Origin of the sequence: Vibrio sp. F13 (genome assembly GCF_020806305.2) — a bacterium.
GTDB lineage: Bacteria > Pseudomonadota > Gammaproteobacteria > Enterobacterales > Vibrionaceae > Vibrio > Vibrio crassostreae_C.
Genome location: NZ_CP170175.1, coordinates 648,812 through 662,355, shown reverse-complemented (window position 1 = coordinate 662,355; position 13,544 = coordinate 648,812). Strand labels below are relative to the sequence as shown.

Below are 13,544 nucleotides of genomic sequence, written 5' to 3'. Positions count from 1 at the left end.
GTATGAAAATAATAGAGACTATTTCCAACACTCGACTGCTTATCTTGATGACCGCACTGCTGATGGTGAGTGGTATTTCTGCGTTCATGACGTTGCCACGTGCAGAAGACCCAGTAATCATCAACCGTTACGCGAACATTACTACCAGTTTCCCCGGAGCCAGTGCCGAGCGTGTTGAAACCTTGGTAACAGAAGTTATCGAGAACAAGCTGCGCGAGCTGAGTGAAGTTAAACTCGTGAGCTCAACCTCAAGACCGGGCGTGTCTATTGTCACCTTAGAATTGAATGACACCATCACCGAGCCTGAGCCAGTTTGGTCCCAAGCTCGCGACAAGTTATCTGATATCGAATCCATTTTGCCTGCGGGTGCTCAATCGCCTGATCTCGATAGCGACCATACCTATGCTTTCACGACCATCGCATCTCTAACTTGGTCTGGTGCAGGCGAGCCTGATAGGTTAACGCTGGGCCGTTATGCCAAAGAGCTCGCCAAGCGACTAAGAACTTTGTCGGGTACTGAATTCGTTGATGAATACGGGATGCCGCAAGAAGAGATTCAAATCAGTTTACGTACGGCCGATGCCGCTGCTCTAGGGCGTTCAAGCGCCAATATCGCTGAATCGCTCGAAGGGGCAGACGCCAAGAACTCGGCGGGTGAACTGGTCAGTGCTTATTCTCGCTTTGGCTTAGAAATTAAATCTGAACTTGATTCCATTGAACGCATTAAGCAAGTGCCAATAGCCACTGATAGCAAAGGTCACATCATCCGTATGGAAGACATTGCTTCGGTGAAACGTGGTGAGAAAACCCCACAAGACCAGATTGCTATTGTTGATGGTGAGCCGGGTGTGATTGTCGCGGCAAGAATGCACCCTGATCTGCGAGTTGATAACTGGACGTCGCGAGCTAATGCTCTGATTGGTAAATTTGAGCAAGAGTTACCAAGTAACGTTAAGGTGACCGTGCTCTTTAATCAGCAAGGTTATACCGAGACTCGCTTAGACGATTTAGGCAAAAGCTTGATGATCGGTTTCGGTCTGATTTTGATTGTGCTGTTTGTCACTTTAGGCGTGCGTGCCGCGATCTTAGTCGCCATTTCTCTGCCGTTAACCTCATTATTGACCTTGTCGATCATGAAAATGACCGGTGTGCCGATTAACCAAATGTCGGTGACAGGCCTAATTGTGGCGCTCGGGATCATGGTTGATAACGCGGTGGTGATGGTCGATACCATTCAAGCTTATCGTTTGAAAGGGCAACAACGAGCAGAAGCGACCATGAATGCATTGAAGCATTTATGGGTGCCGTTATTAGGCTCAACTTTAACTACCGTGTTGGCGTTTGCCCCGATTATCTTGATGCCGGGTGCATCGGGTGAGTTCGTCGGTGGTATTGCGATTACCGTTTCTTTCTCATTGATCGGCTCTTACATCATCTCGCACACCTTAATCGCAGGCTTAGCGACTAAGCTACTGCCGAAACAACTCAGTGATGTCGACAAGAAAGGACAGCACCATTGGTACATGACCGGCTTAAGAATCCCGGCTTTGACGCGCTGGTTCTCGTCTTCTGTCCGCTTTGGTGTCACGCATCCAATTATCACGATTGCTTTGGTGTTGTTGGTTCCGTTTACCGGTTACTGGAGTATGTCTCAGCTGACTGAGCAATTCTTCCCGCCATCAGACCGAGACATGTTTGAGATCCAGGTGTACATGCCGCCGCAAGCGAGCATTTATGCCACTAAAAACACCTCTGAAAAAATCGACGATATCATTCATCGTTACCCTGAAGTGGAGCGTATCGATTGGCTCGTGGGTGCAAACTTCCCATCCTTCTATTACAACCTGCAAGCAAGGCAAAATAATGCGCCATACTTCTCGCAAGCCATGGTGAAAACAGAGAACTTTGACCAAGCCAATACGCTAATTCCACAGTTGCAAAAGGTGTTGGATGAAGATGTGCCGGAAGCACAAATCTTGGTACGTAAGCTTAACCAAGGGCCTCCATTTACCGCGCCCGTTGAACTGCGAGTGTATGGTGAAAACCTCGATACGTTGAAAGCGATTGGTGAGGATGTGCGATTGATTTTGGCGGGTGTTCCTCATGTGACGCACACAAGGGAAACCCTGCAACCAGGTACTCCGAAGGTGTGGTTGAAGGTTGATGAAGACACCGCAAAGCTGAATGGTATTTCATTGAACCAGTTCGCAGGTATGCTGCAAACTACTCTGACAGGTCGTGAAAGTGGCTCTGTGATTGAAGGCAGTGAGTCGGTACCAATCCGTGTTCGTGTGGCAGATGAGGCGCGTGAAAACTTGGTTCACTTAAGCAATATTCGTCTGCCAATCAGTTCTGATGTCTACTCAACAGGGATCAATGTTTCGACGCTGGCAGAACTGGAATTGACGACCAGTCGCGGTGCGATTACTCGTCGTAACGGGCAGCGTGTGAATACCATCGAGGGTTACATTGAAGCGGGTGTCTTACCTCAAACCGTACTTAATGAATTCCAAAAACGCTTAGCAAGCTATGAGATGCCATCGGGTTACACCATTGGTTTTGGTGGCGAATCAGCGGAGCGAGACAATTCAGTCAACAGCCTCATCTCGAATGTCGCAGTCGTGGTGGTATTGATGGTGCTGGTGGTGGTGATGTCATTCAACTCGTTCCGAATGAGCAGCATCATCTTCATGGTAGCAGGGTTGGCTGGTGGACTAGGGCTGTTGTCGGTATGGATCTTCGGTTATCCGTTCGGCTTTACGGTGATTATCGCGATGCTTGGGATTGCGGGCTTAGCGATTAACGCGGCCATTGTGATTTTGACCGAATTGAAACTCGATAAAGAGGCTTCCTCCGGGAATGTAGATGCAGTCGTTGAAGCTGTGATGTCGTGTACTCGCCATATCAGCTCAACCACGATAACGACTGTTGGCGGCTTTATGCCATTGATCATCGCTGGCGGTGGTTTCTGGCCTCCGTTCGCGGTCGCGATTGTTGGCGGAACGGTATTAACCACGCTTATCTCGTTCTACTTTGTACCTGTGGTTTATCATTTGATGACTCGAAATCAGCGAAAATCCATGACTACTCAAGCGGCATAACTGTTTTTCAATTTAACGTCTCTTCAATTTGGCTACTCTTTAATTGCCCATAATCGAGCCGTATCTGGCTCGATTATGGTGTGGTTATTCTCGATAAATTCATCCCAATTCCTACCTTTTTGTTGTGCTTTTCACCGCTATTACGCCCTCAATTAGTCAAATTATCCTTTCTGTTAGTCATTATATTCTTTCAATTCGTCACATTAGTGCATAGATGAATGCTTGATTATCTTGTTGGTGAATGAGTGGGTGTTTTGAATAATCTAACCAGTGAATACCTTGTAAATGGTATGTGAATTCACAATTTTGACGGGCGTCACACTTCTATTTATTCGCTCTTTCTAATGTACCTTGAACTTGCCCCGAGCTTTGGTGGTGAGCGAGTGTTTATCTACTTTTTCTAAATCCCTTGTCAGTACTGGCTCCATCTGTGTAGCACGCTATTGATGTGTGTCTTAATCGCTTACTGCTTCTTAGTTTTCGTCTTCATAAATGGAAGGTTAGTTTCCAAGTTTGTTTGGTGAGCTTTCAATTTCAACTCTTCATAATGCGCCGAATGTAACAATGTATTTCAAAGTGTAACAATTAAGTCATGTTTTCTGTGTGGTTTTAACCCGGCAGTAACGAACCTTATTGCATTGCTTTTTGAGATGCGGCGTTTCACATGCTCAACACATAAATATTCTAATGATCATGACAACCAGTACTCAGACGTTCGTTCTGAGGCTGGATAACCATCGAGAAAGTTAATGGAAGCTTCAAGATATAAACGCATTTTATCGAGGACAAATTTGTCGAAGATTGGTTTGCTGGGAACCGTTCTGATGCTCGAAGGATGTAACTCCGCATTGCTCGACCCAAAAGGTAGCGTTGGCGTTCAGGAAAAAGAGCTGATTATCACGGCTCTGTTGCTGATGTTGATTGTCGTCATCCCAGTGATTCTGATGACCATCTACTTTGCTTACCGATACCGCGAGAGCAATACCACGGAAGAGTATGCACCTGACTGGGCACACTCAACCAAGATTGAAGTGGTGGTATGGACGATTCCAATCATCATCATCGCGATTCTAGCCACCATCACTTGGCGAACAACACACGAATTAGAGCCATCAAAGCCTCTGGAAAGTGATGTGCAACCTATGGTGATCGAAGTGGTCTCTCTGGACTGGAAGTGGCTGTTCATCTATCCGGAGCAAAACATTGCGACGGTTAACTATGTTGCGTTCCCGAAAGATGTACCGGTGACGTTTAAGCTAACTTCAGACAACATCATGAACGCGTTCTTTATCCCGCGTCTTGGTTCGCAGATCTACGCGATGCCGGGAATGGTGACCAAGCTGAATTTGATTGCAAACCACGAAGGTGACTTCAAAGGCTTTGCATCGAACTACAGTGGCAAAGGTTTCTCACAGATGAAATTCACTGCATCAGCCATGCCTGATCAAGTGGCATTTCTAAACTGGGTGGAAAAAGTGAAAGCAAGCCCTGATCGCATTGAAGATTGGGAGCAGTTCCGTTCATTGGCTGCGCCAAGTGTGGCTGAACCCGTCACTCTGTTCTCCAGTATCCCACCATTTTTATTCACCGATGTCGTGACCCAGCACCCTGGTTCAATGAACTGTTTGCCGGAAACCCAAGGATAATCGTCATGTTTGGAAGATTAACTCTAGACTCAATTCCCTACCACGAACCCATTATTTTGGTCACGTTAACCATGATCGCTTTAGTGGGCAGCTTAGTGGTGTACGCGGTAACCAAAGCCGGTAAGTGGCAATACCTTTGGAATGAATGGTTTACGTCTGTAGACCACAAAAAATTGGGCTTCATGTACATTGCTGTTGCGATGGTGATGTTAGTTCGTGGCTTTGCTGATGCGGTCATGATGCGTAGCCAGCAATTGCTTTCTGCAGCCGGTGAAACGGGCTATTTGCCGCCACATCACTACGACCAGATCTTCACGGCTCACGGCGTGATCATGATTTTCTTCGTAGCGATGCCTTTGGTTATCGGTTTGATGAACATCATCGTGCCGTTGCAAATCGGTGCTCGTGATGTTGCATTCCCTTATCTGAATAACTTGAGCTTCTGGCTATTTGTGGTGGGTATTATCCTAACCAACATGTCGCTTGGCTTAGGTGAGTTTGGCCGTACGGGTTGGTTGGCGTATCCGCCGCTGTCTGGTATTGAGGCGAGCCCGGGAGTCGGGGTCGATTATTGGATATGGGCGCTGCAAATATCCGGAGTGGGTACTACGCTAACGGGTGTGAACTTCTTTGCGACCATTTTGCGCATGCGTACTCCGTCTATGCCAATGATGAAGATGCCAGTATTCACGTGGGCGTCTCTGTGTGCCAACATCCTGATCATCATCTCTTTCCCAATCCTAACGGTAACCATCGCGTTACTGACTTTGGATAGATACATCGGCACGCACTTTTTCACCAATGACCTTGGTGGCAACGTGATGATGTATGTGAACCTGATTTGGGCATGGGGACACCCTGAGGTGTACATCCTAATTTTGCCTATCTTCGGTGTGTTCTCTGAAGTGACTGCAACCTTCTCTCGCAAAAAACTGTTTGGTTATACCTCACTGGTATGGGCAACAGTGGCGATCACTATTTTAGCGTTTGTGGTTTGGCTGCATCACTTCTTCACCATGGGTTCTGGCGCCAATGTGAATGCCTTCTTTGGCATCGCGACCATGATTATCTCTATCCCAACCGGGGTTAAGATCTTCAACTGGCTATTTACCATGTACAAAGGTCGTATCCGCTTCACCACACCAATGATGTGGACAGTGGGCTTCCTAATCACCTTTACCGTGGGTGGTATGACGGGCGTATTGATGGCAGTTCCGGGGGCAGATTTCATTCTGCATAACTCGGTATTCCTGATTGCTCACTTCCACAACGTAATCATCGGTGGTGTTGTCTTCGGTTGTTTTGCTGCGATTGGTTACTGGTTCCCGAAAGCGACCGGTTTCACTCTGAACGAGCTTTGGGGCAAACGCGCATTCTACTGCTGGATCATCGGTTTCTTGATGGCGTTCTTGCCGCTTTACGCTCTGGGCTTTATGGGCATGACACGTCGTTTGAGCCAAGACATCAACCCTGAGTTCTTCCCTTTACTGGCGGTTGCAGCTGCAGGTACAGGCGTAATTGCGATGGGTGTGGTGTGTCAGTTCGTTCAGATTTACGTAAGTGTTCGTGACCGCGACCAAAACCGAGATCTAACCGGTGACCCTTGGGGCGGACGTACATTCGAATGGGCGACATCGTCACCACCACCGTTCTATAACTTTGCAAAATTGCCTAAGGGCGATGAGATCGATTCGTTCTGGTATCAAAAGCAAAGTGGTGAGTTTGATCCAACTCAGGAAGAAGAATACGAACGTATTCACATGCCGAAGAACACACCGACAGGCATTTATGTGTCTGCATGGGCGTTGGCATTTGGCTTCGCAATGATCTGGTACATCTGGTGGCTAGCGGCTGCAAGCTTAGTAGGCATCGTGGTGACGTGTATTCAACACAGCTACAACGACGATGTGGACTACTACGTGGAAGTTGAAGAGATCAAAGCGATTGAAGCGGCTCGACGTGCACAGCTTGCAGAAGCGAAGAAACAGTCAGTGAAAGGCGACCATTCTGGTCGTGGTAACAGCGCTGACACTGATAACAACGACAAAAAAGATGACTTGGAGACGACGTATGCAAGCTAATACTCCGTCACACACTTATGATCTTGCACACTCGCATGATCATCACCACGAAGCCGCGGGCAACAAGTTGTTTGGTTTCTGGGTTTACTTGATGAGTGACTGTGTCCTGTTTGCCACGCTTTTCGCGACGTATGCCGTGCTTGAGAGTGGCTCAATCGCTGGGCCGACAGGTAAAGACATCTTTGAACTGCCGTTCGTGTTTGTCGAAACCATGATGCTGCTGTTCAGTAGTATCACCTTCGGCTTTGGCATGATTGCGATGAAGCGCAAAGACGTTCTAGGACTCAAGCGATGGATCAAAGTGACTTTCGTATTGGGCTTAGCCTTTATCTGTATGGAAGTGTATGAGTTCCACCACTTGATTGCAGAAGGCTATGGTCCTCAAGAGAGTGCGTTCCTTTCTGCGTTCTTTACCTTGGTTGGTACACACGGTTTGCACGTAACGTTCGGTCTTATCTGGATGGCGGTGGCGTATCACCAACTTTCAACCAAAGGCTTGAACGACAACATGTCGATGCGTTTCCAGTGCTTAAGTTTGTTCTGGCATTTCCTTGATATCGTTTGGATTTGTGTATTTACCATCGTGTACTTAATGGGGGTGATGTAATGGAACAGCATCTAGACAGCGGTGCAACGGATTACGTGAAAGGCTTTATTGCTTCACTAATTCTCACCATTATTCCGTTCTACATTGTGTGGGCACATGCGCTACCAAGTACGGAAACTTACGTGATCTTGTTCGGCTGTGCGCTGGTGCAAATCTTTGTCCACTTTAAGTACTTCTTGCACATGGAAGCGAAATCTCCCGATGGGCGTTGGAACTTGGTGTCATTGATGTTTACCGCCATTGTTGTATTGATTCTTATCGCTGGCTCGGTATGGATCATCTACAACATGAACGTCAACATGAAGTTGTAGGCTAGGTATGCTGAAAAGATATCTGTCTATCACCAAACCGGGCATCATTTTCGGCAACCTGATTTCTGTTGCGGCGGGGTTCTTCCTCGCCGCAAAAACAGAACCAGCCAATGCGATGTTGTTACTGACAACATTAGCGGGTGTGGGACTTGTGATTGCATCAGGTTGTGTGGTGAATAACATATTTGATCGAGACATCGACCAAAAGATGAAGCGCACACAAAATCGAGAATTGGTTCAGGGCAACATCAATACGGACGTCGCGTTCGTTTATGCCTTGGTTTTACTGCTCTCAGGCACAGCGCTTCTGTTTCAGTTCGCTAATCCGATCTCTGCGGTCATGGTGTTGCTTGGCTATGTGTTTTACGTCTTTTTCTACACCATGTGGTACAAGCGTACATCGGTGTACGGCACTTTAGTCGGCAGTATTTCGGGCGCAGTTCCGCCATTGGTGGGTTACTTGGCGGTGACTAATTACATCAGCCTTGAAGCGGTATTGTTGTTTGTGATGTTCTGTTTATGGCAAATGCCACACTCGTACGCGATCGCGATGTTCCGGATACAAGATTATCGAGATGCAGGCATTCCCGTGTTACCGGTGAAAGAGGGCGTCGACAAAGCACATCAGCACATGAAAGCCTATGTGGTGGCGTTTGGCGCAGTATCATTGGCGCTGTTCCTACTCGGGGAAGCCGGTTATGAATACCTCGCGGTGTCGGCAGCAGTCTGTTTTATGTGGACCAAAGTGACATTCCGCAAAGTCGATTGCCTTAACTACATCCAGTGGTCAAAGACGGTCTTCAAGGTCTCTCTGCTGGTGGTGATGAGCATCAGTGGTGTACTGGGGCTGGAGTTGATTCCGTTGCCTACGCTTTTTTGATTTAAGTTTGTCGTTGAACCCTCAATGTTCTGAAGTCCGAGGGTTTGACGACTTTTTATCTGTCCCGCTTTAAGCTATTACCCTTCAAAAATATCACTAAGCCAATCTTCAAGCTGCTCTCGTTTATCTTGTGGGCCATTGATGATCACTAAGCCGTTTAGTGTCGCGTGATCCCAAGATATAGTGCCAGTTGCTAGCGCATCGAACACATCTAATTCAGTAATTAACAGTAGATCTTCTTCAGTAGGCAAAGTGTCTCTACCTGACACATCGACACCCTTCTCAAGTTTCACTTGGCTGTAATGACCTTTGATTGCTTCGAACAAGTTGAACTCAATTTTGCTTGGGTGGGGTTTCGCAAGCGCAGCCTTGATGGCAAAGAGTCGAAAGTGATCTGGCTTATTGAGGTTGTTGAATTCATCGTCTTGTCTGGCTGTAATGACGTTACCAAATACCTCGAGTGAACCGGGCTCTGTCACCAAACTAAATCCGGTATCTTGGTGAAGACCACAGGCAAACGTGAGTGAAGAGGTAAGCGAAAGAATCAGAGCAAATCGTTTTAACATAATGGTTATCGAGACCTGTAAAAGGATTAAGAATCTGACGGCAGCAGCCGAACCTGACGATAAAAAAGGGACCACAAAGGGTCCCTGTATTTGTTTGTCGTCCATGTAACGGTCAGCGAATCGATTGATAGCTATTTAGCGAGATTGTTTGCTAAGTAGCTTTCGTCAAAGAGCCATCGTCGAAGATCTATCGCCAAAGAGCGACCGTTCGAGCTCGCTATTAGCGAACGATGAGCATGATCTCTTCTGGAGTCATTGCCTTATCGAAGTAGCTCATGAATTGACCGAAGCCTTTGATGTCGCCATTCGAGAACGTGAATGCACCAGACTGTAGGTTGGTACCAATCACTTGTTGAGCGTTTGGACCTGCAATCAAGATTTGGTTCAATACTGCACGAGTGGTGTCGATTTGAACGTGTGCGCCTTTCACTGCTTCTTCGTGTAACTGAGCAATACCGTTACGGATTTCGATAGTGAATGCTTCGTTCGTATCAGAGAAGTTGTACGTTAGCATCATGTTCACGTCTAACGAGTTTTCTGCGATAAGCGTTGAAGTCATCATGTCGAAGATCTGCTTGCTTGGTAGTGCAGTAAGAACGTCAACAGAAGCGAAGCTGATCATGTTAGAGAAGTCACGTTTGTTCTCTAGTTCAGCCGCCGCGTTGAGCGCCCAGTTACGCCAGTTGATGTTCACTTGGTCTGCAGCCCATGCTTTGTAAGCTTGTGCTTTCATCTCACGAGCTTCCATATCTTGCTTGTTTACCGTGATTGGGTAAGAAAGAATTTCTGCTGCAAATGTGTAGTTCTCAGCCTTAATTGCTGCTTGTGCAGTCGTAAGGATGTTGTCACGACCGCCCATGATCTCTACGAATGCTTTAGCGCGTTGCTCGTAAGCCATTGGCTCTAGCTGCCATGGATCCGCTTCGAAGAAACCGTTGTAACCTACGTAAATCTGACGCACGGCGTGTGCAACAGTACCGTAGTGTTCACCTAACCAAGGGTGTTCTGCAAGGTGCTTAGGAAGTTTAACTACTTCAACTAGCTCGTCTGGCGTCATACCTTTGTTCATGTAACGGATAGTTTGATCATGAGTGTATTGAATCGCATCACGGTAAGCCGTTAGTACGTCAGCTACTGCTTCTTTACCTTCAACAGGACGACCGTGAGAGTTAATCATGATCTCAGTGTCGAACTTACGCATTACGTCGATGCCCTTGAACCACATTGATGGGTCACGGAATTTAGTACCACGGATGGTGTGAAGGTTAGGGAAGTTCTCACCTTGAAGTACTTCAGCCGCGTGCAGGATTTTCTGGTCTGGGAAGTAAACCACTAACTCATCTTTAGTTTCAGATGGCACGTTCTCGATGTGCATTTTCACGCCAGAAATTTCGATTTCGATGTGGCTTTGGCTTGGTACAAGCAGGTTTGGTTCGATGAACGAGATAGCACCTTGCATGAAGCGTGGACCAAGGCCGTCGTTTACTGTGCCGTGCTCGCCTTCTTCTACGTGCTTAGCACCTGTGTAAGAAGTACGGTGACCAAATAGAGTACCTAGGTTTGAAGACCAGTTAGCCACTGCAGCGGTTAGGCCTTCTTCAGCGATGATTTTTACTTCACCTGATGCCACTTCTTCGTCAGTCACCCACGCACGCACACCAGAGATGTGGTCGATGTGGTTGTGAGAATAAATGATTGCTTTAACCGGCTTGTCGGTGATTTGACGGAATTGCTCTTTAACCGATTGAGCCATTTCTACCGACTCGCCTGGATCAACAATGATGATGCCGTCCGTACCTTCAATCATGACGGGTGTATCTAGACCGAAACCGTAACCAAGATATACGTTGTCATCTACTTTGATGATTGCTTCGTCCATTTTACGACCATGCTTGGTGAGGATTGGGTGAACATGGTCAGACTCAGCAGTGTAAGCTAGAGAATCGCCTGTTTTAGAAACAACTTGAATACGTTCGCCTTTTCCCCAGAACATGTTTGATTTGTGTTCGAATAGAACCTCGCTCTTGTAGCGAGCATCAAGATCAATGTTTTGGTATTGCGCAGCATTTGCCGTCTGAAGTTCTTGGCCGACTTTCGATGTCGCTTCTACAGTTGGCGTTGCAGATGCAAAACCAGAAGCAAATAGTGCACTTGCGATTGCAACTGGAAGTGCCATTTTTTTGAATGTGTTAGTCATGATAGTGACCTTATATTTGGATACAGGAATTGGATTTCTTGAGCCAAATAATAGACAGGAGAGGGGGCGCTATCTACGCGCTAATAGGATTTCAACCTATCGTTATTACGATGTTTTATTTTATTAATGATTGTATTAACGATTTTTATTTGATCTAAATCAATTAGCCAGATGAGCTTGTGACAGATACAAAAATGCCCTGACATTCAGGGCATTTAATTTGGAATTAATGGCTGTTATATAAGTGTTTACCGAGAACCTCAGTACTTACCAAGCACCTAAGTAAGACTTGTAAGATTGTAGGCGAACCGTTGCCGCACCGATTACATCAATAAAGCCCCAGAATGGATGTGGCTTCTCAGCAGAAATCCAAGCTGCGCCAGCTGAACCAATTGGGATATTGAAACCTTCTGGTTCGATGATCTCAAGTACGATGGTACGACCTAAACCGTTACCGTTTCTTACCACGTGTTGACCGACGCTTTGTGGCCGCTGAAGTGGAGAAATACTTGACTCCCCTGTACCTGCATTAAAGCTGTGTACTTTTGCTCGGAACACATGCCCTGGGTAGGCATCAACGAAGAACTCTGCGAAGTCTCCTACTTGAACATAGCCGTAAGTTTGGTCTGAAATACGCATCTCAAGAAACTTTTTGCTGGTGTTGTAGAGGTGCATGTTACCCATGACAGAACCTTCAGCAATATTCACTATCGATACCTGACCATCAAATTCAGCTCTAATGGTTTTCTTCTCTTGCGCCCAATTTACTTTTTGTAGATCGGCTTTTAACGACACAAGTTGAGCGTGCAGCACTCGAAGGTCTGAGTCGTACTTTTCTACGTCACGCATATTGAAGATTTCAGGTGACGTTTCAGCGCGCTCTAAGTCGCGAGTCATTTGCTTGATTTCTTCTTCTTTCTGAGCAATTGAAGATTCGATCTTTGCTTTGTCTGCGGCAGAATCGATGTCGACGAGTGTGTAAATTACGTCGCCTTCTTTAACCATTTGGTTGTGCTCAACAAGCACTTTGTCGATCTGCTGACCAAAGATAGGTGACATTACCGCGTGTGGTGCTTTCACTGTGGTTGAGTTGGTTAAATCAACCGGTGCCCATAAGCGAGAGATAACCGCTAATACGGCAAGGATTGTTACGCCGCCAATGGCAGCCCACGTGTAGTTTTTGAAGTTCTTCTTCAGTGCACCTGTCGCAAACAGTGACCATACAATTAGGATGTATGGAATCATCATCTCTTTCATTATGCGACCTCTTTTTCTGTAGGGGATGGTTTTGTTGGAACCTGATTTGTTTGAGACGGCTCTGTTACCGATTGTTCAGGTGATACGTGGACAGCGGCTGTCGCTGCATTAGTCGCATCTTGTTTAGGCTGAACACCACGGCGAATCACATCACTCAGTGATTGACCAATATGTTTCCAGTTCGCCAATGCGATAACCAAGGCGATAACCCAGAATGTTTTACTGATGAAGAGTCCGCAAAGTGACAGTGCAAACACGATCTGAACGTGAGCGCTTTTGTGCTCTTTTGCTTTATGCACACCCAGTTCATGCAACTGCCACATGCCGTAAACACCGGCTAATACCACAGCAATGGTCACTGAGAACAAGTAACCAGAGAAGGACTCCATCTGGAAGAAGTTCATCATCATTTCATTGGGATGATTGTTGAATTGAGACATGTCGATGTCTTTAGAATGGATTGTGCCTAATGGTGCTAGAGCCCAAGCTCCCGCAAACATCACTGCCATAAACAGGCAGAATTTAATCAAGACCATCACAACGGCCCAGATTTTCTGGAAAACGATTTTTATAAAGTTCATATCTCAACCTAAATAAGGAGAGAGAAAGTGCAGCCTTGGTACAAGACTTTTAGAAGACATCTGAAAGAGGTGTTGAACTCACGTAACCGTATAGACCTACTGAGTCAAAAGTACTAGATGACAATTAAAAATCGCTTTGACCACGTAGACAACGCATTCTCGCGAATAGAGTGTTAAAAACACCTGGCGAAATCATTCTTAAGTAACGTCTACCATTGATAGGTTCGTTTGCTGCATTGGGTTTTAAGGCCGTCTTCCGTGATGTGTGCAACACCATCATCTACACATTTTTAGGTTTTCTGTTTAGGTTAAGAATT

Annotated in this window: 10 protein-coding genes; 6 read left to right on the top strand and 4 right to left on the bottom strand. The window is 46.4% G+C overall.

Going from position 1 to position 13,544, the window contains the following annotated elements; translation table 11 throughout:
• Positions 1 to 2: 2 nt before the first annotated feature.
• From LMH68_RS02970 to cyoE, 6 genes are all read left to right on the top strand, one after another.
• Positions 3 to 3,101 (top strand): efflux RND transporter permease subunit, encoded by a 3,099-nt coding sequence (locus LMH68_RS02970; protein WP_229648064.1) that lies wholly within the window; start codon positions 3 to 5, stop codon positions 3,099 to 3,101.
• 749 nt (positions 3,102 to 3,850) lie between these two features.
• The gene (gene cyoA / locus LMH68_RS02965; protein WP_081326284.1) at positions 3,851 to 4,747 is read left to right on the top strand and encodes a ubiquinol oxidase subunit II; all 897 of its coding nucleotides are present in this window, start codon (positions 3,851 to 3,853) and stop codon (positions 4,745 to 4,747) included.
• A 5-nt stretch (positions 4,748 to 4,752) separates the two neighbouring features.
• Positions 4,753 to 6,828, top strand: coding sequence for a cytochrome o ubiquinol oxidase subunit I (cyoB, locus tag LMH68_RS02960; protein WP_229648065.1), 2,076 nt, complete (start codon positions 4,753 to 4,755; stop codon positions 6,826 to 6,828).
• Entirely contained in the window at positions 6,800 to 7,435 is a 636-nt protein-coding gene (cyoC, locus tag LMH68_RS02955; RefSeq protein ID WP_136982245.1) for a cytochrome o ubiquinol oxidase subunit III, read from the top strand. The genes cyoB and cyoC overlap by 29 nt, the downstream gene beginning before the upstream one ends.
• Positions 7,435 to 7,746: a cytochrome o ubiquinol oxidase subunit IV gene (gene cyoD, locus LMH68_RS02950; RefSeq protein WP_017066633.1), complete on the top strand. Its 312-nt coding sequence runs from the start codon at positions 7,435 to 7,437 to the stop codon at positions 7,744 to 7,746. The genes cyoC and cyoD overlap by 1 nt, the downstream gene beginning before the upstream one ends.
• Before the next feature lie 7 nt (positions 7,747 to 7,753).
• Positions 7,754 to 8,626, top strand: a complete 873-nt coding sequence (gene cyoE / locus LMH68_RS02945) for a heme o synthase (protein WP_229648066.1) — start codon at positions 7,754 to 7,756, stop codon at positions 8,624 to 8,626.
• 77 nt (positions 8,627 to 8,703) lie between these two features.
• Here cyoE and LMH68_RS02940 read toward each other — a convergent pair whose 3' ends face one another.
• The 4 genes from LMH68_RS02940 to LMH68_RS02925 all read right to left on the bottom strand — a co-directional run bounded on the left by LMH68_RS02940 (position 8,704) and on the right by LMH68_RS02925 (position 13,227).
• A complete protein-coding gene (locus LMH68_RS02940) occupies positions 8,704 to 9,192 on the bottom strand; it encodes a hypothetical protein (protein WP_012604429.1) in 489 nt (162 codons plus the stop codon).
• A gap of 220 nt (positions 9,193 to 9,412) precedes the next feature.
• Positions 9,413 to 11,389: an alkyl sulfatase dimerization domain-containing protein gene (locus tag LMH68_RS02935; RefSeq protein ID WP_102429143.1), complete on the bottom strand. Its 1,977-nt coding sequence runs from the start codon at positions 11,387 to 11,389 to the stop codon at positions 9,413 to 9,415.
• Positions 11,390 to 11,656: 267 nt separating this feature from the next.
• Positions 11,657 to 12,646, bottom strand: coding sequence for an efflux RND transporter periplasmic adaptor subunit (locus LMH68_RS02930; RefSeq protein ID WP_229648067.1), 990 nt, complete (start codon positions 12,644 to 12,646; stop codon positions 11,657 to 11,659).
• A complete protein-coding gene (locus tag LMH68_RS02925) occupies positions 12,646 to 13,227 on the bottom strand; it encodes a magnesium transporter (RefSeq protein WP_102429144.1) in 582 nt (193 codons plus the stop codon). Before LMH68_RS02925 ends, LMH68_RS02930 begins: the two co-directional genes overlap by 1 nt.
• Positions 13,228 to 13,544: the final 317 nt, after the last annotated feature.